Genomic DNA, 24940 nt, shown 5'->3' with positions numbered 1-24940 from the left:
GGATAGGATGCGTACCATCATGAAGACACCCTTTTATCTCTCCGCTCGTCGCGCGACGCTCGCGTCCTTCACGGCGCTTGCGCTGCTCGGCGCGAACCTCGCGCACGCCGACGTCGACCTCGCGAAAAGCAGCGTCATCGCCACGACCAAACAGATGAACGTGCCCGTCGACGGCAAGTTCAGGAAGTTCTCCGCGCAACTGAATTTCGATCCGGCGAAGCCGGCTGCGGGCAGCGCGAACGTGTCGATCGACACCGCGAGCTACGACCTCGGCGCCGACGACTACAACAAGCAGGCGCAAGGCAAGGAATGGTTCGACAGCGGCGCCTTCCCGAGCGCGACCTTCGTGTCGAGCTCGATCGCGCCGGCTGGCGGCAACCAGTACAAGGTGACCGGCAAGCTGACGATCAAAGGCAAATCGCAAACGGTCGTCGTGCCGGTCGTGATCGCGAGCCAGCGCGCCACGCAAACTTTCGACGGCTCGCTGCCGATCAAGCGCACGCAGTTCGACGTCGGCACCGGCGAATGGAAAGACACGTCGGTGGTCGCCGACGAAGTCGTCATCAAATTTCATCTGGTCGCGGCGAAGAAATAACCCACAACGCCGCAGCACCGCCTTACCCTTCGACCTCTGGAGTCCAACTTGAAGCAATCCTTCCTGCTCGCCGCCGGCGCGCTCGCCGCTGCATGCTCGTTCAACGCGATGGCCGCCGCCGAAACCTACCTGCTCGATCCGACGCACACGTCGCCGAGCTTCGAGACCGACCACTTCGGCGGCCTGTCGATCTGGCGCGGCAAGTTCCAGAAAAGCAGCGGTACCGTCGTGCTCGATCGCGCGGCGAAGACCGGCACGGTCGAGGCGACGATCGACCTGACCTCGGTCGGCATCGGCAACGACAAGCTCAACGAGGAACTGGTCGGCGACAAGTTCTTCGACACCGCGAAGTTCCCGACCGCGACCTACAAAGGCACGCAGATCCGCTTCGACGGCGACAAGCCGGTCGAAGTGATCGGCACGCTGACGCTGCACGGCGTCACGAAACCGGTCAACCTGAAGATCGAATCGTTCAAGTGCATCCAGCACCCGATGCTGAAGCGCGAAGTGTGCGGCACCGAATCGGTCGCGACGTTCAATCGCGACGATTTCGGCATCGATTTCGGCAAGGCGTACGGCTTCAACATGAAGACCACGCTGCATATCCAGGCCGAAGGCGTCAAGCAGTAAGCGCATCGCGCCCGGCACGGCCGGGCGCCGAACTACTGGATCGTGGGCTGCGCCGGCGCGTGCGACGCGTGGCGCGCCTCCAGCCATGCGACCAGTTCCTCGCGGCGCATGGCCTTCGCGAACAGCCAGCCCTGTCCGTACTGAACGCCTCGGCGCAGCAGATACTCGACCTGCTCGTCGCGCTCGATTCCCTCCGCCACGACTTCCACCCCCAATTCGTGCGCCATGTCGATGATATGCGGCGCAACGATGCTCGACGCCGCATCCCGGGCGATCGTGTCGACGAACGATTTGTCGATCTTCAGAGCGTCGATCATGAAAGTCTGCAAATAGGCGAGGCTCGAATAGCCGGTGCCGAAATCGTCGATATAGACCGGGTGGCCGGCGCTTCGGAAGGCCGCGATCGTCTGCCGGGTCACATTGGCGTTCAGGAAGCTGCGCTCCGTCGCTTCGATTCTGATCTGGGAGGGACGTATGCCGGTTCTGGCGAGCTTTGCGGTGATGATCTTCAGAAAGCGCGGCGTGAAGGTTTAGCTGTGGCTAAGGAAACGATCTGTTACTGCGGGTGTAGCGGGAAAAGAAATCGCTGCCCGCTGAAATGAAGTATAGCGGCATCGCTCTGCACTCGAATAATGCCGTGGTCGCCGTGATCGACGATCAGGACCGGGTGCTGTACTGCAGGCGACTGACCAATGACCTGCCATTAATTATCGCAGCCCTCGCGCCATTCCACGAGGACCTGCAAGGCATCGTGGTGGAATCGACCAATAACTGGTACTGGCTTGTCGATGGCCTGGGTGGCCGCTGGCTTTGCCGTGCATCTTGCCAACACATCTGCCATCAAGCAGTACGAGGGACTGAAGTACGCTGGCGACGAACGCGACGCCGTGTTTCTCGCGCATATCTTCCGTCTTGGGGTATTCGTACCTTTCGTGCAATTTCTGGCGGTTGGTGTCTAAAAACGTTTATTTATCAATGGCTTGGTGAATTCGCGTTCTGAGGAACTGGTGCAGCACGGGAAATCCTTGTGGGACGGGACTCTGCGGGCGATGACTGCCAGAAATTGCACGAAAGGTACGAATACCCCAAGAACCAATACCTTGGTCATCTTCTTTCTCTCGGATTCATTAAAGCGTTGAACGTTGCGCCGATAGCTCGGGTGGCCATGCCGCCTGCTCACAGCCCGGCCTCTTCCAGTTCTTCGCGGTGCGGCGATCGCTCGGTGTCGCCAATCACCTGCGCCGCGCGAGCACCGATCCAGGCGCTGCGTCCAACCGCGTCGGACACGTCCCGTCCTTCGAGCAAGGCGCTGAGAACGCCAACCGCGAAGCCGTCTCCGGCGCCCACGGTGTCGATCACCCGCGAGACCGGATGCGCGGGCACAGTGCCGGAACCAGCCGCCCGGTCATCGAAATACGCGCCGTGCGGGCAGAGTTTGACAATCACCCGAGCCGCGCCGCGGTCGCGGAAGAATCGCGCGATCGCCGCTGGCTCACCGGTCCCCGGCGAGCGCGAGCCCCTCGGCCACTCCGGGCATGACCGTGTCGCATGAGGCTGCCAGCTCATTGAGCCTTGCGCGCATCGCGTCCTGCGATGCCCAGAGGGCTCGATGATATTCAACGGGCGGTGGTGCGAGACAATTATCCTTTGCCAGCATTATCGCTGGCTCAGGCCCCGGCCCGTCCACTTAGCCGACTGTCCGAATTCGCGAGGCCACCTCTGGCATCCGCCCCAAGCAGCACGGAGTATGGGCCGTCAACGCGCGCGAGCCGCAGCTTCGAAGACTGCGCTGTCCTCGGCGAGTGTCAGCTCGCTCGCGGCGGTCTTCGCGGGCTGCCAGTCGCCGTCGTTCGAGCCGCGCTCCACGCTATCGATCGCCTCGCGCTGCAGCGTGAACGGCACGCTCATCTGCACCAATTGCTTGGCGTCGTAGAGCTTCGCCGACACGCCTTTCCTCGGCGCCGCGACGCTCGTCTGGTGCCCCGTGCCGATGGCCGCCAGGGCCGTGCCGCCCCGGGCTTTTCACGTCCACGACGCGCCGCCCCGCGACGGAGCGCCTGAAGGCGCGCGCCACTTCGGCTTCCATCTGTTCCCATGCGTCCTCGGAAATCGGCGCAAGCTCGCGATGCAGGTTATTCATATTGTGAAGTACCTTTAAGTGAGCCGATGTTCAATGTTCCTCTGCGGCTTGTTTCGTTTGATGGCGTGCTGGACGGCTGAGATGACGTCGACGCCGCCGCAGAGCCTCTGTCCGGGAGCGCGTCGAGCAGATCGGCGGACGGCACGAAGAAGAGACCTCCCGTCACTGCGCGGCTGTAGTCGAGCAATCGGTCGTAATTGCCCCGCGGTCGACCGACGAACATGTTTTCCATCATCTGCTCGATCGACGCGGGCGTGCGCGCATAGCCGATGAAGTATGTCCCAAACTCCTTTGCGCCAGGACGGCCGAAGGCCATGTTGTGCCGCAGGATCTTGATCTCCTGGCCGTTCTCATCGATGGTCGTGAGCGAGCTATGCGAGCACGAGGGCTTCACAGCCGCGTCTAGTTCGACGTCGGACAGCTTCTTGCGCCCGATGATCTTCTCCTGTTGCTCCACCGTCAGGCCATCCCATGCATCCATATTGTGAAAGTACTTCTGCACAATCACATAGCTGCCGCCCGCGAATTCCGAATCCTCCTCGCCGATGATCGTGTGGTTCGGGGCGCTTCTCCCTGATGGATTCTCCGTGCCGTCGACGAAGCCCACCATGTCGCGCAGGTCGAAGTAGCGAAAACCCTGCACCTCGTCGACGACCGTGACGGCGTCGCCCAGTTTGATGAGCAACTGTGACGCGAGCTCGAAGCATAGATCCATGTGATCCGCGCGGATATGCAGCAGGATGTCTCCAGGTGTGGCGATGGCGCGGCGCTCGCCCGATCCGACCTCGATGAAAGGATGCAGCGACGCGGGACGCGGCGCGCCGAAAAGAAAATCCCACGCTTCGGAACCGAAGCCGCACACGCAAGAAAGGTTAGCGGTAGGCGCGCGCGTGCCGACCGCGCGGACCAGCGCGGCAATGTCGCCGCACCATTCACGCACGGTGTCGGCTTGGCCTTCGCCGCGCGCTACCGTGAGTGTGAGGAAGATCGCACTTCGGGAAATCGGATCACAGACGGCTTGTGGTTCGGGAGTGTCGTTGTTGGGCATCTGAAATTTATTTGATTACGCCAAGGGAGTCACGACGGCATTCATGCAACGGCGGACCGCGATGGACTCGAAATAATGCTGGATTTCGTCACCCAAGCAAGCCTCGCCCCGTGCGCACATGGTCGACCTAAAGCAAGAACGTTGGAATATCTCGTTCATTAAAACCGGTACGACCCGATATAGATAGTCCGTTCCGCTTTCGCTGATACTGGTTGCACTGGGAGCTTGCTGCCAGTGCAGGCGGAACATGCACCCGCGGGCTACGAATAAGTCGACTCAAACGCCTGGACGTTTGCCGCTTTAGCTTCGAGTCCGCGGGTGCGCTTGCGCTCGTCAACGAATACTCAGGGTTCGCCGTCGCACCGGCTCACTATATTGCCTTCGCAGGGCGTTGTCACGTTCGCGCGCTGGTCAGCTACGATGACGTGATGAAGAAGACGAAATCGCTCTACCATGGCCATCGATTCCCGGCGTCAGTCATCAGCCACGCGGTTCGGTGGTATTTCCGCTTTCAACTCAGCCTTCGCGACATCGAGGAGCTACTGTTCGAGCGCGGCGTGGTTGTCAGCCATGAATCGATCCGGCGGTGGACGGACAAGTTCGGCGCCAGTTTTGCGCATCAGGTCAGGACTGCCCGTCGCAAGCCGGGCAGCACATGGCATCTGGACGAAATGTTCGTGACGCTGCGCGGCGAGCCCTGGCTGCTGTGGCGTGCAGTCGATGAGCACGGCATTGAACTCGACATCCTGCTTCAGAAGCGCGGCGACAATGTGCGGCCGAACGAAACCGCGGCGCGCGAGGATGATGAACTCATGCGGCGAGACGTCCGAGCATCGAGACGCACGTCACCCTCTCCCAAGCCTCGAAGGCTTGGGTGCGTACCTCTCGCTTCTGTTGCGCATTCGTGTGATATCGGCAGTGCATGAACAGGTTGCCCACCTGATCATGGACCGAAGCGAATCGTTGTAGTTGACGCACTGACTTGAAGCGGCGCATCACTTTCTCGCGTATCCGCGTTGGCTGGTGCGAGTTCTCCGCCCGGTTGTTCAATCCTTTGTGCTGGCGGCGGTAGAGCGAATACGCCGGGCAATGCCCAGGCCAAACCTCACCGACCAGCGCCGCACCGTCTCGTAGGTCAGATCGATGCCGCGCGCGGCCAGCAGTTCTTCGACCATGCGCAGGCTTAATGGGAAACGCTAGTACAACCACAGCGCGTAGCCGATCACGTCGGGCGGGAATCGGTAGCCGGCATAGGAAACGGTGTCGGTGGCAGGTGCGTCGTGCTGCAGGGCGGCTCGTTTCATATCAGAGATTGTCGCCGGATCTCCGTCAACCTGCCAATAACGTGACACCCATTAGCCGGCCCAAGTCAAGGCACGAATTCATCCATCGCCAGATTGCAGTGCCGACGGAAATATCATCGACACTGCAATCTGGCGATGCTTTTCCGTTGTCTGTCGTGCTGTCTACGAAGCCTGATCACATCCGTTTTCTCTCAGCTGGTTGCGAACCGGGTCGCACCAGACACCCATCGGGATCAAGCATGCCGCAGGTCTGCAGCCGCCCTGGCGACTATTGCCGCCCCAGAGAAACGTTGGTGCCAGGCGACGTCCAATGGCTTGCATCGCAGAGCCGTGGCTGTCACTTTCGCGACGCCAGTCAGTTATGGCTCATCGCCCGGGCGATCCGGTTTTTCGCAAACAGTGGGGCCGGCGCAGGAGCACGTCCAATCAGTAGCCCTGGCTGCAGGCCAGTCACGTTACTGGCTCGCCTCCATACGTCGACCCGTCAGGCAAAACATCGCTTCACGTCAAACGGCTGGTGCTCACGCAACATGTGATAGCACGCGCGCGCCAGCTTGTGCGCCAGCGCCTTGATTGCGAGGATTCCATTCCTTGCGCGCTTCTTGCGCTCATAAAAACGCCTGGCCTGCGGGCAGTAGCGAATAGCATAGTTCGCCGCCTCGACAAACGCCCAGGCGAGGTACTTGTTTCCATTCTTCGTGTTGCCTTCCCCTTTCTTGCGGTTGTTGCTTTCCCGTCGGCTATCCACACAGCGACAATACGAGCTGAAGTTGCCAACGTCGGCAAAGCGCGTGATGGTCCCCGTCTCTAGCATGATCGTTGTCGCCAGTACGGGGCCGACACCGGGTATCGACTTCAGCAGCGCATAATCCGGGCGCAGTTGTACACGCTCCATGAGTCGCTTCTGCAAGATGATGATTTCCTCCTGCAGCGTGCGCATCACCGCCAGACTGGCTTTCATGGCGAGCGTCACATCAGGCGCAAAACCGAGCGCGGTTACCTGCTCGTCGCTCAGATGCTTGATCACTTCTCCGGTCATCCGCTGACCTGTCTGTCGGGAAAGCAGGTTTTCGATTGAGAGTATCTGTGCGGTCCGGCAGCGCACCAGTTGCATTCGTTTGCGCGAGAGGTCCCGCACTGGCCGCTCTTCTGCTGGATAAATGTAGCCTTCTGGCAATAGCCTCAGACGCAGGAGTTGCGCAAGATGGGCTGCATCGGTGAAGTCGCCGCTGTATTTCAGACCCTCGTACTGCCTGATTGCCGCCGGGTTCGCCAGATGGACCTGATAGCCATCCCCCATCAACTCGTCCACCAGCCAGTACCAGTTGAACGTCGCTTCGATGACCACCCCGACCAGTTCGGCGCGGTACGGTGCCAGAGCGGCCCGAATCTGGATCGGATCGTTGGGTAATCGCCGCTGGTAGAGGACCCGGTCAACCTCATCACAGATCACCACCACACTGTTGTTCGAGTGCAAGTCGATTCCGCCAAACTTGTCCATGCTGACCTCCCGTGCATCAAGTCGGTTTGGACCTTGACTTTACGCTGGCCGTCGCTGCTGGACCGAAAGCAGGCCGGCTATATGATTATCAGCGCCGGGAAACGGGAGTCGAGAAATCCTGCTTCCTGGCAATTACGAGGAGGTTGTCATGAAATCAGTCGTTATCGCGGTTGCCGCAGCGTCGGCGCTTTCCTTCCCTCTTGCCACGTTCTCGCAGACCGATCCGACACCGACACGTGCCCAGGTGCAGGCGGAGCTACAGCAGCTCGAACAGGCCGGGTATGATCCGGCCAAAGGCGAGGATGCGAGTTATCCGAGCGACATCCAGGCGGCGGAGGCACAGATATCGACCCAGAGCCCAACCGCGTATGGCGGCGTGCCCTTCGGCTCATCGACGTCCGGTTCCCGCGCGGTCGTTCACCCCGCCTCTACCGAAGACATGAAGCAACTCTATTTTGGAGGCGAGTAGTACCTTCCCCCTTCTTCCCGCTGTGGTGTGCCACATCGGAACCGCTGCTTGATCAATCGCGGAACGACTTGTGCGCCGGAAATGTCAATCTTCGGCGCACGCCGGAACCCGGGAGCGGTTGCCTCCCTTGTGCCGCGATCCCAGCGACCATTGCCTTGCTGCTGGGTTTCCCGATTGTCCACGAACGGGCCGGAACTGACCGGCGAGCTTCCGTAAGCGACCCACTTCTGCCCCTCGACCGACGGTATCTCAACGGGAGCTTTAGCTGCGGAGCAGACAGTCGGAAAAAGTCGTTCGGAGGGAGGCACGAGCGATGCACTGGCGTGGGCGCTACACTCATAGCTGTACTCCGACTGCGATGACGATGGAGACGGCGAGGACCCACAGCTCGATGGCGGTGAAGCGGGGGTATCCAATCTTTTTCATCGTCTTCCTCTCCTTATGCCCCGCAGCCTGAACTTCATTGGGCATGCCTGGCCGGCAAGTACCTGCTCTGGCCGTCGTCGATGTGCAACAAATCGAGGGCTTGTACCTCAGCCGACGTTGAAACCTCGGCCCGAGGTCGAGGTCGACGCGCCGTACTTGGCCGGGGTCTGCGCCTGTCTACCGGTGGCAGGCGCTTTCCGCCGCTCGCTGACCGCTCGGTAAAAAAAAGCCGGCGGAAGCCGGCTTCGAAGGAGGTTCCGTTTTTCCCAGGGGTGGGAAGGTAGGAACCTGAGGAGACTCATTGTGTCAACGCGTTGGCCGGGTGATGTCCTACAACTGTTCACAAGTGTCCAAACTAAGCCCTGCCGATTCGATCCTCGCCTCCTGCATAACAATCGCACCGTCCATGGAACCATGATATGCGGATGGTCCCAAGACGGCCATTCTACGAACGGTTGCCGCAGTCGTACGTGAGCGTCGGGCTCTTATACTCGTGTATATCATCGAGACGATGAAGCGGGCCGGGCGTCGAACCAACATATCGCAGTACAACAAGACGGAGCCTGCCTGCCCGAGCGGCGGGTACTGCGGGGTAGCAGACGTCGGAACGTCCGCGCGAAGGTGCCGACCAACGTCCGTAGCTGGCCGACAGTACTCATCCACAGAAGCCGCCCGAAAGCGGCCGTCGACGATTTTCAACGGTCGCTCTACAGGACCTTCATTGAACTGGTGCTCTCGGCCACCTTCTGCCATTCGCCGGCGTGTCCCCCAGACACTCAAACGCCCGCTCCGGTCAGGGTAGCCGACATTCACGGCTATGTGGCAGGCGCGACGGTATGACGTTAAAGCCGTTCACGGGCTGCAGTTCCTGGAAACATGGCAGGCACACCTGCAAGCGTGTCGCTGATTCATCGCAGCCTGCTCGGTGCGTCTTGCCGATCCCTCTATAGCGGAAGGCATTTTAATGTTCGCTAACCTTGGGACCAGCGAGAATTTGCGTCCCGATAGTTTCACGATGGGTCTCACGTCGCAATCACATATTCGCGCCCCGCTCCCCGTTGAAAGTGTCTATATTTGTTGAGTGATTTTTTCGCCAGCTTTTCGAACTGTCGGTGGCATATCGCCGACGTCCCGCGCATTCCCGTTTCGACAGAAGTCGACCTGGTCTAAGGGGGAAATGGTGAAGCATAGGCAACTGAAAAGAATGCCGTTCGTACCGAGCAGGCGAATCCGGTGCACAGGCGCTTCGTCAGATATTCCAGTCCTATTGCCAATAACATCGTTCCTGAATGTCGCGATAAGGCAACCCGGCCAGTTGCCGGGACTGGCTGCGCTGCCTCTCGCTACATGGCTTGCGCTGGAAGCCCCCCATTGCGCGCCCTCCTGCGATCTGGCTAGCCGACCTGGCCCGCCGCGCCGTGGCAGGCCGGTCGCTCCAGGCCGGAGGCTTCACGCATCCGCGCTCATTCTGCTGAACCTCGCCGTGCTCGCCGCCCTGCAACCGTCGGAACGCGCGATGGCGCAGCCTCCCTGCATTGACTCAACCGGCGCCTTTGTTGCGGATGAGATCGACGGCTGCGGTGGCTATGGCGGGGGTGCCACGACGGGTAATACGCCAAGCACCGGCGGTGCCAGCAATCCGCTTGGAGCAGGCACGAACGGCTCTGGTGCTGCGACCACGAGCGGCGGGTCCGGAGGCGGAGGCGGCGCCGGCGCCGGAACCGCCGGTGGCACTGGTGGCGCTGGTGGCGGAACTGCCGGTGGCAGCGGCGGAAGCCAGGGTGCCAACGGCAACAACGGCGGCCCCAACAGTGGTGGCGGTGGCGGCGGCGGTGGCGCCGGCGCCCATGGGGTCCTGCCGTCGTCACTGGAGAACCCCGCAGGCGGCGTGATCGCCGGTGGAAACGGCGGTAATGGTGGCAATGGTGGCGTGCCGAGCGGGGCAGCGTCGATCGGCGGCGGCGGCGCCGGCGCTGGCGGTTATGGCCTCGTGATCAACAGCGGAGTCAGTCTCACCAACAACGGGCAGATCAACGGCGGAGCCGGCGGGACCGGCGGAAACGGCGGGGTGACCGGAAGCGGCAGCATTCAGGGATCGGCTGGCGAAGGCGGCGACGGCGGTTTTGGCGTTTTCGTCAATCTCAACGCCACCGGGGTCGGGCTAACCAATACCGGCACGATCCAGGGAGGCCGCGGCGGAAACAGCGGAAACGGAAATTTTACGGAGGGCGGTAACGGCAGCGCCGGCATCAGGGCAACCGCGGTGAACGCCACCCCGATCAATACCTTCAGCATCGAGAACAGCGGCACGATTCGCGGCGGCAATGGCGGCGACGCATCCCTGCCGACGCCAGGCGCTATCACCATTGGCGGCAATGGCGGCGCTGGCATCAGCGGCTCCAGTCTCACCATCACCAACAACAGCGGCGGCACGATTCAAGGCGGCAACGGCGGCGCCACGTTACGTGCCGGCAGCAGCGCGACGAGCAGCGGTGGGGTTGGGATCGTCGGCGACAATCTGACGATCTATAACAGCGGGAATATTATTGGCGGGTTCACCGGAGGGAACGTGCCGGGCGGTGTCAGCCCGTCGCAGGTCAATGCCATCACCTTCACCGGTGGCGCCAATTATCTGGAGCTACGTCAGGGCTTCGTTATCGGCGGAAATGTGGTCGTCCAATCGGGCGCATCAGGCACGCTGGCGCTTGGCGGCAGCAACAATGGAAGCTTCAGTGCGTCGAGCGTTGGCGCCCCTGCGCAGTACCAGGGCTTCACCGAGTTCGTGAAAACTGGCTCCAGCGTCTGGACGCTTACCGGCACGCCTGTGCAGGCTGGTACACCGTGGACATTGCTCGGCGGTGAGCTGTCGGTCGCAAGCGGCGTTAGTCTCGGCACCCCAGCGAACAGCGGACTGACTTTCAACGGCGGCATCCTCCAGGTTACAGGCACAGGCTACATAGCGATCGAGCCTACGCGAGGGATTACCTGGGCCGCGAACGGTGGCGGGTTCGACGTCGCAGACGGTGCCAATGTATTCACGGTCTCCCAGAACCTCGAGAATGGCGGCCAGCTAACCAAGCTCGGCCTCGGCACACTGGTTTTGACCGGCAGCAACACCTATGTTGGCGATACGCTTCTTGGCGAAGGTACGATCAGCGTCGGCAACGACTCGGCGCTCGGCAATGCATCTCAGTCCACCTTAAGGATGGCCAACGGGACGACGCTGTCCTTCACCAACGGCAACTTCACGGTCGCCAACAACATTGCTATCACCGGCACTGGCAACTTCACGCCACCCTCGGGCACAGTGCAGACGCTGTCAGGCACCATCTCCGACGGCACCTCGGCTGGCACGCTTGCGATGCAGGCCCCAGGTACGTTGGTGCTGGCTGCGGACAACAGCTACTCCGGCGGCACGACGATCTCCGCCGGCACGCTACAGGTTGGCGATGGTGGCTCGACCGGCAGCGTCGGCAGCGGCGCGATTCTCGACAATGGTGCGCTGGTCTTCCATCGCAGCGATACGGTGCTTGTTCCAGGAGCGATCACTGGCAGCGGAAACCTCACGCAGGACGGCGTGGATGGCGGCACGATAGTGCTCACAGGCGGCAACACTTACACCGGCGGCACCACGATCAGCGCCGGTACGCTGCAACTCGGTAACGGGGGCACCAGTGGTGGCATCGTGGGCAACGTCACCGACAACGGCACATTGGCCTTCAACCGCAGCGATACGGTCACCTTTGCCGGCAAGATTTCGGGCACCGGTGACCTCGCGCAGATCGGCTCCGGCACGACAATCCTGACCAACAGCAATCCCTACGCAGGTGGCACCACGGTCAACGCCGGCACGCTCGTCGTCGGCGACCCCGCACATCCGTCTGCGGCGCTGTCGGGGGGCGGGCCGGTCGTGGTGGAATCGGGCGCCACGCTGGGCGGTTTCGGTACTGTCACCGGGGCGGTGACCAATGACGGTATGGTAGCGGCCGGCAACGGCACGCCAGGGTTTGGCACGTCACCGGCGGGCACCTTCACCGTCATCGGCAACCTGCTCAATCGAGGAACGGTCAACCTGGCTTCGGATCCGATCGTCGGCAACGTACTGTCAGTGTCGAATGGCAACTATGCCGGGGCTGGCGGCAGGATGAACATCAATACGGTGCTCGCGGGCGATAATTCTCCGTCGGACAAGCTGGTGATCATAGGTGGCACCGCGACCGGCAATACACTGGTGCATGTCACCAACGCCGGCGGCGCCGGTGCGCTGACCGTCGCGAACGGCATTCCGGTGGTGGAAGCGATCGATGGGGGAACCACCGCGGCCGGGGCCTTCGGGCTAGCTGGCGAGGTGCGCGGCGGGGCATTTACTTACGACCTGTTCCGGGGCGGACACAACGGCAGCAACCCCGATGACTGGTTCCTGCGCTCGGATTTCCAGGTCGGGCCGTCGGAGGAGCCGGACCTCCCCCCCGGCGAAGTCCCGCCATCGGAGGAGCCAGGCATCCCCAATGGTGACGTCCTGCCCTTAGATCCGCCTCCGGCCGAACTGCCCCCGGGCGAATACCCGATTATCGGGCCGGAAATTGCCACCTACTCGGTGGTGCAGCCGCTCGCGAGACAACTGGGCCTCACCATGCTCGGCACGATGCACGAGCGCATCGGCGATACGCTCACCGATACCGGGGGCGGCACCAGCAGCGCAGGCATAGCCAACTCGGCCTGGGTGCGGGTGTTCGGACAGCAGATCGACAATCACTACGAGACCTACACCGATTCGCGTGCCAATGGCCGGATGGTCGGCGTACAGGCCGGCGTCGATCTCTGGCGCGGCAGCTTTCTGCCCGGCCATCACGATGCAACCGGCGTCTATTTCGCGTACGGCAACAGCAACGTCGACGTGGACGGTCTCATCACCAATGCGGACGCGACGGCCTATGTGCTGAGTCACACCGGCTCGGTCAACCTCAACGCGTATTCGGGCGGCGCGTACTGGACTCACTATGGCCCCGGCGGGTGGTATATCGACGCGATCCTGCAGGGCACCCACTACGACGGCGACGCGACGACACAGTTTGCACGGTTGCCCATCTCCGGTTCAGGGTTTGCCACTTCGCTGGAAGTGGGCTATCCGTTTCACCTGCCGCTTGGACCAGGCTTCGTGCTCGAGCCTCAGGCGCAGGTCATCTGGCAGCATATCGGGTTGAGTGAGAACAATGACGGGCTGGGTTCGGTCGATCCTGGTTCGACGTCAGGCGTGACTGGGCGGCTCGGGGTGCGTGGGCAGTGGAGCATCGAGCGCGCGAATGGGGAAGTGTGGCAGCCGTACCTTCGCGCCAACATCTGGCGGGATTGGGGCGCGCAAGCAACGACGACTTACTCTGGCGTGGAGCAGGTACCACTCGCGCAGCAATTCACGCGCATGGACTTTGCTGCCGGCGTGACCGCAAAGCTCGACGCACGCATGAGCCTGTACGGCCAGTTCGGCTATCAGTTCTCGATCAACAGTTCGGCGACCGGCAGCCGCAAGGGGGTCTGGGGCGACATTGGGCTGCGCTACTTGTGGTAACGCATTCTTCGCCAATTCTCACAACGGGCACGGAAAAGGAACAGGGCGACGCGCATGGCCGCGTCGATCACGAGAGCCTGAGCACGAGCCTGCACTTTGTCGGCTCCTGCCTGTCGAGCGTCGGCAAGTACGACGAGGCGCGGCCGTGGTTCGAGCGCGCGGTCACGGAAGCGGAACAGGGCGACACGCATGGCCGGGTCGATCACGGCAGCCTGAAGTCTAGCTTGAGAACCTTCGCCGTCTGCTACCGAAGACTTGACCGACTCGACGACACGATGAAATTAGAGGAACGGATCTCGCGAATCTGAAAATCGCTTCGCCGGTGGTAACACGTGCGGCATCTCCGAACATGCCACCTTGCGCTCGCCGCTGCTACCGCTGATGGCCGTGGCTGCGAGCGCTGACGAGCGTCCGCAAACGGATATTCAAAGGTCGTAGGAGTGACGTTAGGAGCCGGTGACGGATCGGCCGCAGATGGCCGACTCCAGTCCACGATGCTCACTGCCCACGCTGCGCAGCAGGAAGATGGGTAATGTTCTTCCAGGTAGACGAGCGCAACCTCTTGTGGCGCCGGGGCTGACTCGATGGCCCCGGGCTCGCCGCACGTCACATCATTCCGCCGTTGCTGCCAGTACTGCCAGTGCCGGAAGAAGGTGCGGACGTCGCTGTAAGCGGATGGGCGAGACCCGCCGCGGACAGCAGCGAGACGGCGGCCTGATCGGGCATGCCATTGGCGTCGAGAGCCCCTGCTGCCGCTAGCGCGCCCAGGTCGCTGTCGACACCTATTTGGCCAACGGTAAAGGATGTCGTTAGAAACGCCGGTGCCGTCAGCGTGACCGCATAGCGCTGCTGTAGATTCGTGACGACTGCCGATTGCGCAGCCTGCACGTCGGCCTGGTTTGCCAGCACCTCCTGGAACTGTGAGTTGGTCGGGAAGCGCGCTATCAGACCGCTCTCGCTCGTGCCGAGTTGCGAAGCGATGTAGACAAACATCAGTTCGGTCTCTGGCGTCGTATTGAAGGTGCCGCCGGCAAATGCCACCGAATGCAGGCCAATGCCACCAGAGGTCACGGTGAGGATGCAGGGAGGCGTGGCATTGAACGTAATCGCGTAGTGTCCACCGCCGTCGGACAGGGTGGAGCCCGAGCCCTGCACACAACTGAAGCTGACCGTCGCGCTGGCGACCGCACTACCGGTGGCGGCCGTGCCGGATATAGCGACGGTTGGCGTCACGTTTCCGCCACCGCAACTGTCGAGGCCGATACAGGCGTTTCCGCCGCAAGCGGCGAGCGTTGCGAGGGAAGCCACGCAAATTGCAGCCAGCGCCGGACGAACGAAACACGCGTAGTGAGTGTTCATGATTGCCTGCCGTTGATAGATCGGGATGGGGCAATCGGTTCCACGGAACGGACCAATGCGACGTACAATTTTAGCGCCCCATGCCTGGAGACCGTTCTACACGTCAATCACATTCGCCGGTGTTATCAACTGCTGAACGGTGGCTCGTCGGCTCGCCGACAGGCGAAGGTCGACCCGCAGCGGCCCGTCGACCCAGCGCGACATATAGGGCGGCTTCCAAGGTACAACGAACGTTCGTTGACTCGCATTGCGAGACTGGAATTCGGCCAGAGCCGTCATTCGAGCATCGGTGCTGGTCAGACGGGTATGGGGCGCTTTCCTGTCATGCACGGATCGGTGGTCGCGAATGACTCGTCCCACGGAAAGCGAACGAGTACTTGCGACCCGTTTGAGCCACTCCACTTTTCCTTGTTGAATGGCTCATTCCGAGGGAACAACGGCCACGGCTTCCTGCGTCACCGCGCATTGTGGCTCGACGGTCTTGGTCCGCCGGCAAAACCCTGTTGCGACCGTGCGCAGCGGAGGCATCGCCCGAAGTTGGCCGGCAGCATTGGCCGCGGACGGCCGTCGAACCGGTGGTAACCCGTGAGCTGCCTGCACCGCGTGCGTGGGCGCTTCGATGCGCACGCGGCGGCGTCGAGTCCCGAATTGCGGTCGACACACGTCGGGGTGCCGCAACGCGTGCGGCCGTGAGGTGATTTTTGCGGCGGCTTGCGTCGCGGCGATCCGGCGCCGGCACTGACCACCCTCGCCGAACACGCGTGCCCGAATGACTACGACGACGCCGTGCATGGCTGAGCCTTCGCGACGTCGCGAGCTGCTAGCCATCAAGCGGTGCTCCGCTTGAACACGTGATAAAAATTTCGATGCGGTGTCGTGAATTCGAAATTTCTCTGCTTTACGTAGGCATCGAGCCAGGACTTGACGAACGCGAGCAGCGTGGCATCGACCACGAAGCCATCGCCATACTCCTTATACGACGTGTCAAGCGCGTAGACTCCGGCGTTGGGATCGAAGAAATACAACGACCCACCGCGGCTACGATAGAACGCGATCGCATGCTTGCCTTGTGTGCATTCGACCTCGATGATGACCGCCCTGCCTTTGCGGAGGTTTTCCCCAGCTTCCGCAATGGTCTTGTCGTCAAGTCGGTTGACACCGCCGCCGGGCGCCGGTTCCTGTGCGATATGAATGTCGTCTTCCAAGTCTGCTTCTACGAGACCCAGTTCGCGGGCGACCGTGCTCACCGGTCTACCGCTGTAAGCGTTTTGCGTCATCGCGGCAGCCAGCATGGTATCTGCGTTGCGCGGACCGCTTTTACCCTTGTCGATCAAACTTGCGAGCGGGGAACCCGCCGGCGGCGAAATGCCTTGGCTCATGCGGCTGACTGGATTCAACGGATTGGCGAACCGCTTCGTCGTCGGGTTCAGCAACGGACCGTCCTTGTTCAGAATGCCGTTGGAGGTGGTCATTTTTTCCTTGACCCAGTTCAGCACGGCGCCCATACAAACACCATGGGCCAGACCTTCCGAATAGTTGCTGCCCATTACGTCTCGATTGATCTTCTGAAAAGAGTCGCTCTGAGCAAACTTGTACTCGCGGCGTGCATATTGGTTTAGCGCACTGAAGTCCATTCCCATTGTGTAACTTCCCTTCGGCTGAATGCGTGGCTGATCAAAAGCGGGGTGAGCGTCTCAAACAGCAGAACAACCGGTGCGCGCGTTTTATTCCTGTGCCGAGCGGATCTTGTCGGCTGCGTGACGTTCGGCGTCCGATGTTCACCAGCAGAGCGAGCGCGAGCGGCGATCAACGCGGCTCGGCGAAGCAAAGACAGTCGAACGCAACGTACGCGAACACCGCTGCTGCGATCAACCGCGAATGGCCGGTCAACTCAAGCAGCTTCGTGCCGGCTGTAGCGCAGGCTACTGTACGAAAGCCATGCCAGACCGGGCATCATCGCGGCGGCGACCGTAGGCCGATCGGACGTCGAATCGCGCCGCACGACGCCGCGTGTTCGCCCAGACGTGCCTGCAGTCAGCACGTGGCCGGCATGTCTCGATCGATGACGACGCCGTCGCCTCGGCGGCTCGCGAAAAACTCACGCGAATGCAGACATCCCCTCTTGACCACAAGGCAAACCAGCAAGCGGCGGGAGCCGGAGCGACGTCCGATAACGGCCTGGGAGCGGTCGTTGAACTGTTTCTCATAGGCCGAAGTTGATCGGCTGAAGATGGGCCGATCTTTGCCGGCGACGCGATGCTCGCTATCATTCTTTCGGTTCCTCAGCGCAGTTCGAGTTGGGGCTTGGGCGCGGGGCCCCGAGAGAAAAGCAATCGGGCCTGCACATGAAACCCGTCGACGACGGAGAGTCTTGCCATCCGCCTCAAGCGCCGAAACGTAGGGTGCGTCGATACGCGACTGCATGTGACGATCCGCTTCAACGTTTCATCGATGGAAGTAGCACACCTCCTTTGCAACCGGGTCGGACTTTGTCTCCTCCGTCGCCCACCCGAATAGACATGAGGAAGCAGCCCAGCCCTCGCCGGAGCTCCCCATTTATATTACAAAAACGGTGCCGCCACCTGACAAAAATACTGTATGGATGTACAGTTTAGGCATTTGACGGGGAGAACGCGATTTCTCAATGTTTCGATGTTCATCATCCGGGGCTCTGCGGAGCGCCGCGTTGGCCCAGCTAGACACTGAACGCTATTTTGAGTATCAAGGCATGCCAGATCATAGGCGCATAGCCCACATTGACATGGATGCATTCTTTGCGTCTTGTGAACTTTCGCAGTATCCAGAACTGCGAGGCCAAGCCATGGTGGTCGCGGGCCGTCGTTCGGATGCGCCCCGAACGAACGCGGACGGCACGCGTGAATTCTCGCGGTTACGCGACTATACGGGCAGAGGTGTATTGACGACTGCAACCTACGAAGCACGAGCGCTCGGAGTTCACTCTGGGATGCCGGCGATGAAGGCGGCCCGACTGGCGCCGAATGCCATTCTCCTTCCGGTGAACTTTGACCTGTACCGAACATACTCACGACTGTTCAAGGAAGCAGTTCGATCCATAAGTCCTACAATCGAGGACGTGGGAATAGATGAGGTCTATGCCGATCTATCGTTCTTGAATGACGAATCGGAGCAAATTGCGCGGAACCTGAAATCCGCGGTCGTCGAGGCGACCAATCTGACCTGTTCGGTTGGAATTGCGCCAAATAAGCTCTTGGCAAAATTGTGTTCCGACATGGAAAAGCCAGACGGAATCACAATTTTGCGGCTTGAAGATTTGCAAGCAAGGATCTGGCCGATGGCTGCCGGAAAAATCAACGGTATTGGGCCGAAGGCCAACGCCAAGCTGACGTCTCTCGGGATAACGACGATCGGTGAAATTGCCGCATGCGGCGAGCAATGGCTGATCGAACAGTTCGGACGGAGCTATGGGTCATGGCTTCGCCAAGTTTCCCATGGGCTCGACGACAGGCCAGTGGTGACTCATAGCGAGCCTGTCTCGATGAGCCGAGAGACTACATTCGAGCAAGACCTGCACGCCGTACGGCACAAGCAGGAACTCGGTACCGCATTTACCCGTTTATGCGAGCAGGTGGCGCTAGATTTGCAGCGTAAAGGCTATCTCGCGCGAAGGATCGGGATCAAACTTCGCTTCAACGACTTTCAGACAGTAACGCGTGACGTCACTCTCCCAGAACCTGTTGCGGACGCTAAGGCACTGCGTCACGCGGCCACCCAATGCCTGAAACGGGTCGAACTTGTTAAATCCATCAGGCTACTGGGGGTCAAGGCGGGCGGCCTCCAACGTGCGGGAACGACGGCGAGCGAGGCGTCGTCGCAGTTCGAGTTGGATTTTTAATGCGCGTACCACCTTACCGAGCAAATGTATCCTAACTTACCAAAACCGACCAAAACAGGTAGGTTGGGCGACACTGAGCTTCTCAAATGTCTTTTTCTAAGAAAAACGTGACTGATTGTTTTATACAAATCAGATAGTTACAACCAGAGCGTCCAGAGTTACCCCGCCCACGTTCGCCATACGAGATCTATATCGACCTGACCGACCTGCCGGGCGAACCGGCCGACATCGGCCGGCGCATCAAGGACGCTGTTCATCAGGCCACCGGTCTCACGTGTTCGATCTGCGTCGCGCGCCGAACAAGCTGCTCGCGAAGATCGGCTCCGAACTCGACAAGCCTGACGGCCTGACGATCCTGACGCCGGCCGATATACCGCTGCGCGTGTGGCCGCTGCCGGTGCGCAAGGTCAACGGCATCGGCCCGAAGGCCGCGCAGAAGCTGACCACACTCGGCCTCGCGACGGTCGGCGATCTGGCCGCCGCCGACGCCGGGTTGTTGCAGGACAACTTCGGGCGCAGCTATTCCGCCTGGCTAATGCAGGTCGCACAGGGTCACGACGAGCGGCCCGTGGTGGTCGAATCGGAGCCGAAGTCGATCAGCCGCGAGACCACGTTCGAGCGCGATCTGCATCCGCGCCACGATCGACCGGCGTTATCGAGCGCGTTTACGGGGCTGTGCGTGCGTGTCGCCGACGATCTCGTGCGCAAGGGTTACGTGGGCCGCACGATCGGCATCAAGCTGCGCTACGACGATTTCCACACCGTCACGCGCGACCTGACGCTCGACGAACCGACCGCCGACGCGAGCGAAATCCGCCGCGCGGCGACCGAATGTTTGCGACGGGTGGAGTTGAACCGCAAGCTGCGGCTATTGGGCGTGCGCATCAGCACGCTGACGTCGGCCAGCGAACAGGCGCTGAAGCCGCGCCTGCCGGTTCAGGCCGACTTGCCTTTCGCGAGCGACGAATAGGCGCTGTCGCCGGCGACGCCGGTCGAGTTCGCACGCGTGGCCGGCACGTCGCCCGACGTGGACAGCGCCGACGCCGCCACCGAAAACGAGAACGTGTTGACGCCGTTGGCGCTGTGCGCGGACACGGTGCCGCGATGCATCTCCGCGATCGCCTTCACGATCGCGAGCCCTAGCCCGTGGTTTTCGCGGCTATTGGTGCGCGAGACTTCCGCGCGATAGAAACGGTCGAACAGATGTTCGAGGACGTCCGGCGCGATCGGCTCGCCAGGATTTGCCACGGCGACGCGCACCTGGTCGCGCATCGGTCCTTTCCCGCGCGCGATCGTCACGGTGATCGACGCGCCCGGCTCGCAATGCTGGATCGCGTTCATCAGCAGGTTCGTGCACGCGCGGCCGAATAGCGACCGGTTCACGCGCGCGAACGCATCGCCGTGCAACTGCGCATGCACGTGCGCCTCTTCGAGCGGAATCTCCAGAAACTCGAGCGTATGCGCGAGTTCCGCCGCGAGCGACACCTCGACGAGCCCCGTCGCGCGTTCGCCCTGATCGGCGCGCGCGAGGAACAGCATGTCGTTGATGATCGTGCGCATCCGCTCGAATTCTTCGAGATTCGATTGCAGCGTGTGGCGCAGATCGTCGACCGAACGGTTGCGGGTCAGCGCGACCTCGGTCTGGCCGATCAGGATCGTGACCGGCGTGCGCAGTTCATGCGCGACGTCCGCGTTGAACGATTCGAGCCGGCCGTAGGCGCCGTCGAGCCGTTCGAGCGCGCCGTTGAACGAGTTCGCGAGGTCGTTCAGTTCGGGCGGCAGCGACGCCGTATTAAGCCGCTGCGAGCGGTTGTTCGGGCTGACCGCCGATGCGTCGCGCGTCAGACGCGTGAGCGGTGCGAGACCGATGCGCGTGACCGAGTAGCTGAGCAGCAGCACCGCGAGACTGCCGAGCGCGGACAACGCCGCGAGCGCCGAGCCGAACACGCGCATCGTGCGCAGGTTCGGTGAATAGCTCGACGCGACCTGCAACTGCACCGGCGGGCGCGCGGCGTTGGCGGGCAAGGTCACCGTCGAGGTCAGCATGTCGGGGCCGCCGCCCGCCGGCGCGATGCGCGCATAGCCGCCCGGCCAGCTCTTCGTGACGGTGCCCTGCACCGGCGTGCCGAAGTGATAGCTCGGGTCCGCGCTCGTCACCGAGTACACGGTGCTGCCGTCGTGCGGCGTCATGTCGGTGAGTTTTTCGCGGCACATCCGCCATTTTTCGGGCGTCACCGCGTGATAGACGATGATGCGTGAGATCTGCGTGCGATCGTCGAGCGACTCGCGCAGATGATGTTCGAGCTGCGTGCGCAGCACCAGAAAGAGCCCCGTGCCGACGAGCGTAAACACGAACAGCGCGACCAGCGCGAACATCGACGCGAGACGGCGGGCAATCGAACGGTTCATGATGTCTCGGCCTCTTCGCGCACTTCGAGCACGTAGCCCATGCCGCGCACCGTGTGCAGCAGCTTCGACGGGAACGGGCCGTCGAGCTTCGCGCGCAGCCGCTTGATCGCGGTTTCGACGACGTTCGTGTGGCTGTCGAAGTTGACGTCCCACACGAGTTCGGTGATCGCGGTCTTCGACAGAATGTCGCCCTGACGGCGCGCGAGCACGCTGAGCAGTTGAAACTCTTTGGCGGTCAGGTCGAGGCGTACGCCGTCGCGCGTCGCGCGGCGGCCGATCAGATCGACGAACAGATCGCCGACGGAAATCAACGTGGACTCCTGCGAACGCGTGCGGCGCGCGAGCGCATGCAGACGCTCGACCAGTTCGAGGAACGAGAACGGTTTGGTCAGGTAGTCGTCCGCGCCTTCGCGCAGGCCGCGCACGCGGTCGTTCACGTGATCGCGCGCGGTCAGCATGATGACCGGCGTCGACTTGCGCATGCGCAGCGCCTTCAGCACGCTGAAGCCGTCGCGCTTAGGCAGCATCACGTCGAGGACGATCACGTCGTAATCGAATTCGGTGGCCAGATGCATGCCTTCCTCGCCGTCGAGCGCGACATCGACGACCCAGCCCTGCTCTGTCAAACCGGAGCGCAGGTAGTCCACCACCTTGTGCTCGTCTTCAACGATCAGCAATTTCATCCGCGTCCCCATGCCACGTTTGGCGGTCAACTGTCCATTATACGAAACGCCCCTAATGCCTCGCGCCGATCCCACTCCCTCGGCATGGAAGCTCTGCCGGGGCGATTCAGTGTGCAGGAGCCGGCATCTCCTTCTGCTGCGCGCCGCCGGCTGGCGCTTGCTGCGGCGATGCCGTAGCACTGGCGACGTTCGCTGTCGCGTTCGTAGGGGTAGCCTCGTTCCCGGCCATTGCGCCACCTTGCGCGCCGCCCTCCCAGCCGCCGCCGAGCGCCTTCACGAGCGCCACCGACAGCGCCAACTGCTGGCCGTGAATCTGCACGTCCGTGCGCTCGCTCGTCAGCAGCGACTCCTGCGCGTCGATCACGTTCAGATACGCGACGAGGCCGCCCGAATAGCGATCGTTCGCGAGCGACAGCAGCCGCTGCGCGTCCTCGACCGCCTCGCGCGACTGCTTCGCCGCGCCGTCGAGCACCGACAGTCCTGTGATGCCGTCCTGTACCTGCTGGAACGCGCTCAGCACGGTCTGCCGATAATTCGCCTCGGTCGCCTTGTAGCCCGCGCTCGCGTACTGGACGTTGGCCGCGCGCCGGCCGCCGTCGAAGATCACTTGACCGACCGTCGCGCCGAGCGTCCACATCAGCGTCGGCGCGCTCAGCAGATTGGCGAACTCGGTGCTCTCCCAGCCGATGCCCGGCGTCAGCGTGAGGCTCGGGAAGAACGCCGCCTTGGCCACGCCGATCTGCGCGTTGGCCGCCGCCATCGCACGTTCCGCCGAGGCGACGTCGGGACGCCTTTGCAGCACGTCGCTCGGCACGCCGAGCGGTACGGTCGGCGCCTTGATGTCGAGCACCTTCGGCTCGATCGCGAACTGCGGTGCCGGCACGCCGACCAGCGCGGCGATCGCATGCTCGAACTGCGCGCGCTGATTGAGCAGCAGTTGCGCCTGCACGCGCGTCGAATCGAGCTGCGATTTCTGCTGCAGCACGTCGAGGCCCGATACCGAACCGAGATCGTGCTCGGTGTTCACGTAGTCGAGCGCTTTCTGCTGCAGCTTCACCGACTGGTTCAGCACGTCGATCTCGTTGTCGAGCTCACGCAGCGAGAAGTAGTCGGTGGCGAGGTCGGTCGTCAGCACGAGGCGCGCGTTCGCGAGATCGTCCGCCGACTGTTCGGCCGACGCCTGCGCGCCCTCGACCTGACGACGGATGCGGCCGAACAGATCGGTGTCGTAGCTGATCGTCGGCCCGAGCTGGATATTGTTCTGCACCGTCGATTCGGTCGGCGTCGCGTAGTTCGTCAGCGGCCGGTCGTGCGAAATACGGAAGCGCGAGGCCTGTGCGTTGAAATCGACTTCCGGCACGCGCTGCGCGCTGGTGTTCGCGAGCGTCGCCTTTGCCTGCTCGTAGTGCGCGCTCGCGGCGGCGAGCGTCTGGTTCTGCGCGAGTGCCTGGGTTTCGAGCGTCGCGAGCGTGGGGTCGGCGAAGCCCGTCCACCAGTCCGGCGCGATCGGCGCATGCGACGGCGCGGCGACACGCCAGAACGAATCGGTGTGCCATTCGGGCGGCACCTCGGCCTGCGGCCGCTGATAGTCCGGGCCGACCGTGCACGCGGCGAGCAGCGCCGCGCCGGCGCACGCGCTCAGCGCGGTGAAGACAGTGCCACGCGTACGCGCCTGGCGTGAAGCCGCGAACGTCACGACGCCCCCTTGCCGTTCTTCTGCAGCGGCTGCACCTGCACGTGATCGCCATCGGCAATCGAATCGCTCGGGTTGACGATGATGCGATCGCTCGGCGAGATACCGCTTTCGATTTCGAGCTGCTGTCCGAGGTCCACCGCGATCACGACCTTGCGCAGGCTCACGTTGCCCTTTGCATCGACGACCGCGAGGCGCGGACCCTCCGCGCGAAACAGCAGCGCGTTGCCGGGCACCGTGAGACGCGCATGCGCGGCGGCCGGCACCGCGACCTGCACGTACGCGCCGGGGCGCAGCTTGTCCTCGGGATTCGGCAGCGTCACTTCGATCTGCAACGAGCGCGTGGGTACGTCGATCGCGCCAGATATATGCGTGATCTTGCCGTTGAACTGCTGGCCCGGCAGCTCGGCCTGCGTGACCACGACCTTCTGCCCGACCGCGACGTTCTGCGCGTAGGCCTGCGGCAACTGCACATAGACGCGCAACCGGTCCGATTGGGCAAGCGCGAACAACGCACGGCTCGTGCCGCTGCCCGCGTCGATCAGATCGCCGACGTCGACGTTGCGCTGCGTGACCACGCCGGTAAACGGCGCGACGATCCGCTTGAACGATTCGAGCTGCTGCAGACGCTTGACGTTCGCATCGGCGGCCGCGAGATTCGCGAGATCCTGCGTGTAGGTGCTTTGCCGTTCATCGAGTTCCTGCTGCGACACCGCATCACGCTGGCGCAACTGCTGCCAACGGTCCAGCGAGCTCTTCGCGAGCGCGAGGCTCGAATTGATCTGCTGACGCTGTGCCAGAGCCTGCGCGAGTTCCTGGTCGATTTCCGGCGTATCGAGCTCGGCGAGCAGCTGCCCCTGCTTCACGTGGGTGCCGATGTCGGCGTACCAGTGCAGCAGATAGCCGGTCGCGCGTGCATAGATCGGCGACTCGACATAGCCGCGCAGCGTGCCCGGCAGCAGCGTGTCGCCGCCGCCCTCGGTCTGGGTCGGCGTGACGACGTTCACGTACTGCGTGGCATTCTGCTGCGCGATCGCCGCGACTTCGCGGTTTTGCAGCACGTTCGCGATCACGGTGCGGAGTGTGCCTGCCACGAGCAGCACGAGCACGATCACGACGGCGATCTTCGCGCGCTTCCATTCGCGATGGCGCGGCGGCAGCCGGTGCTCTCCTTCTTCGGTTTCCCGCGCGGGGATCGCTAGCGATGCATGAGTTTTTTCGGTCATCTCAGTCAACCATCGTT

15 protein-coding genes and 6 pseudogenes are annotated in these 24940 nt (G+C 62.3%); 9 read left to right on the top strand and 12 right to left on the bottom strand.

Translation table 11 applies throughout. The features are described from left to right. The first annotated feature begins 19 nt into the window (after positions 1-19). Both OKW29_RS10055 and OKW29_RS10050 read left to right on the top strand, forming a co-directional pair. A complete protein-coding gene (locus OKW29_RS10055; protein ID WP_429290943.1) occupies positions 20-595 on the top strand; it encodes a YceI family protein in 576 nt (191 codons plus the stop codon). Between the two features lie 48 nt (positions 596-643). Next, positions 644-1225, top strand: coding sequence for a YceI family protein (locus OKW29_RS10050; protein ID WP_184065285.1), 582 nt, complete (start codon positions 644-646; stop codon positions 1223-1225). 32 nt (positions 1226-1257) lie between these two features. Here the strand turns inward: OKW29_RS10050 and OKW29_RS10045 are convergent. After that, positions 1258-1749, bottom strand: a pseudogene (locus OKW29_RS10045) (EAL domain-containing protein); the annotation flags it as partial. Between the two features lie 74 nt (positions 1750-1823). On the opposite strand from OKW29_RS10045, the pseudogene OKW29_RS10040 reads away from it, so the two are divergent. Further along, positions 1824-2145 (top strand): annotated as a pseudogene (locus OKW29_RS10040) (IS110 family transposase); the annotation flags it as partial. Between the two features lie 256 nt (positions 2146-2401). Here OKW29_RS10040 and OKW29_RS10035 read toward each other — a convergent pair. From OKW29_RS10035 to OKW29_RS10025, 3 genes and pseudogenes are all read right to left on the bottom strand, one after another. After that, on the bottom strand, positions 2402-2671 hold the full coding sequence (locus tag OKW29_RS10035) for a carbohydrate kinase family protein (protein ID WP_429290942.1): 270 nt from the start codon (positions 2669-2671) through the stop codon (positions 2402-2404). Between the two features lie 254 nt (positions 2672-2925). Continuing rightward, positions 2926-3365, bottom strand: a pseudogene (locus tag OKW29_RS10030) (family 1 encapsulin nanocompartment shell protein); the annotation flags it as partial. Continuing rightward, a complete protein-coding gene (locus OKW29_RS10025; protein WP_429290941.1) occupies positions 3358-4413 on the bottom strand; it encodes a Dyp-type peroxidase in 1056 nt (351 codons plus the stop codon). The gene OKW29_RS10025 and the pseudogene OKW29_RS10030, both read right to left, overlap by 8 nt. Positions 4414-4841: 428 nt before the next feature. Between OKW29_RS10025 and OKW29_RS10020 the strand changes: the two are divergent. After that, positions 4842-5180 (top strand): annotated as a pseudogene (locus OKW29_RS10020) (IS6 family transposase); the annotation flags it as partial. A gap of 43 nt (positions 5181-5223) precedes the next feature. On the opposite strand, the pseudogene OKW29_RS10015 reads toward OKW29_RS10020, so the two are convergent. Next, positions 5224-5717 (bottom strand): annotated as a pseudogene (locus OKW29_RS10015) (hypothetical protein). Positions 5718-6201: 484 nt separating this feature from the next. Next, a complete protein-coding gene (locus OKW29_RS10010; protein ID WP_429290625.1) occupies positions 6202-7218 on the bottom strand; it encodes an IS110 family transposase in 1017 nt (338 codons plus the stop codon). 148 nt (positions 7219-7366) lie between these two features. Between OKW29_RS10010 and OKW29_RS10005 the strand changes: the two genes are divergently transcribed. The 3 genes from OKW29_RS10005 (at position 7367) to OKW29_RS09995 (ending at position 13987) form a co-directional block, all read left to right on the top strand. Next, complete coding sequence (locus OKW29_RS10005; RefSeq protein ID WP_429290940.1) at positions 7367-7687, top strand: DUF4148 domain-containing protein; 321 nt, start codon at positions 7367-7369, stop codon at positions 7685-7687. A gap of 1909 nt (positions 7688-9596) precedes the next feature. Further along, on the top strand, positions 9597-13679 hold the full coding sequence (locus OKW29_RS10000; protein ID WP_429290939.1) for an autotransporter outer membrane beta-barrel domain-containing protein: 4083 nt from the start codon (positions 9597-9599) through the stop codon (positions 13677-13679). Beyond that, complete coding sequence (locus OKW29_RS09995) at positions 13673-13987, top strand: tetratricopeptide repeat protein (protein WP_429290938.1); 315 nt, start codon at positions 13673-13675, stop codon at positions 13985-13987. Before OKW29_RS10000 ends, OKW29_RS09995 begins: the two co-directional genes overlap by 7 nt. A gap of 298 nt (positions 13988-14285) precedes the next feature. On the opposite strand, the gene OKW29_RS09990 is transcribed toward OKW29_RS09995, so the two are convergent. Both OKW29_RS09990 and OKW29_RS09985 read right to left on the bottom strand, forming a co-directional pair. Beyond that, positions 14286-15038: a hypothetical protein gene (locus OKW29_RS09990; RefSeq protein ID WP_429290937.1), complete on the bottom strand. Its 753-nt coding sequence runs from the start codon at positions 15036-15038 to the stop codon at positions 14286-14288. 827 nt (positions 15039-15865) lie between these two features. Further along, a complete protein-coding gene (locus OKW29_RS09985; RefSeq protein ID WP_429290936.1) occupies positions 15866-16678 on the bottom strand; it encodes a hypothetical protein in 813 nt (270 codons plus the stop codon). A gap of 1088 nt (positions 16679-17766) precedes the next feature. On the opposite strand from OKW29_RS09985, the gene dinB reads away from it, so the two are divergent. Both dinB and OKW29_RS09975 read left to right on the top strand, forming a co-directional pair. Further along, positions 17767-18912, top strand: coding sequence for a DNA polymerase IV (dinB, locus tag OKW29_RS09980; protein ID WP_429292476.1), 1146 nt, complete (start codon positions 17767-17769; stop codon positions 18910-18912). Positions 18913-19094: 182 nt separating this feature from the next. Beyond that, a pseudogene (locus tag OKW29_RS09975) lies at positions 19095-19882 on the top strand (Y-family DNA polymerase); the annotation flags it as partial. Here OKW29_RS09975 and OKW29_RS09970 read toward each other — a convergent pair. From OKW29_RS09970 to OKW29_RS09955, 4 genes are all read right to left on the bottom strand, one after another. Further along, the gene (locus tag OKW29_RS09970; RefSeq protein WP_429290935.1) at positions 19849-21321 is read right to left on the bottom strand and encodes a heavy metal sensor histidine kinase; all 1473 of its coding nucleotides are present in this window, start codon (positions 21319-21321) and stop codon (positions 19849-19851) included. The pseudogene OKW29_RS09975 and the gene OKW29_RS09970 sit on opposite strands and share 34 nt — an antisense overlap. Then, positions 21318-22004 carry a heavy metal response regulator transcription factor gene (locus OKW29_RS09965; protein WP_018424874.1) on the bottom strand — a complete coding sequence of 229 codons (687 nt, stop codon included), beginning with the start codon at positions 22002-22004 and terminating at the stop codon, positions 21318-21320. The genes OKW29_RS09970 and OKW29_RS09965 overlap by 4 nt, the downstream gene beginning before the upstream one ends. Positions 22005-22110: 106 nt before the next feature. Next, positions 22111-23646, bottom strand: coding sequence for an efflux transporter outer membrane subunit (locus OKW29_RS09960; RefSeq protein WP_429292475.1), 1536 nt, complete (start codon positions 23644-23646; stop codon positions 22111-22113). Positions 23647-23696: 50 nt separating this feature from the next. Next, complete coding sequence (locus OKW29_RS09955) at positions 23697-24923, bottom strand: efflux RND transporter periplasmic adaptor subunit (RefSeq protein ID WP_429290934.1); 1227 nt, start codon at positions 24921-24923, stop codon at positions 23697-23699. Between the last annotated feature and the right edge of the window lie 17 nt (positions 24924-24940).

It is taken from the genome of Paraburkholderia sp. CI3 (assembly GCF_050436505.1).
GTDB lineage: Bacteria > Pseudomonadota > Gammaproteobacteria > Burkholderiales > Burkholderiaceae > Paraburkholderia > Paraburkholderia tuberum.
The sequence above is the reverse complement of the archived record's forward strand: the minus strand, read 5'-3'. Positions and strand labels throughout refer to the sequence as shown.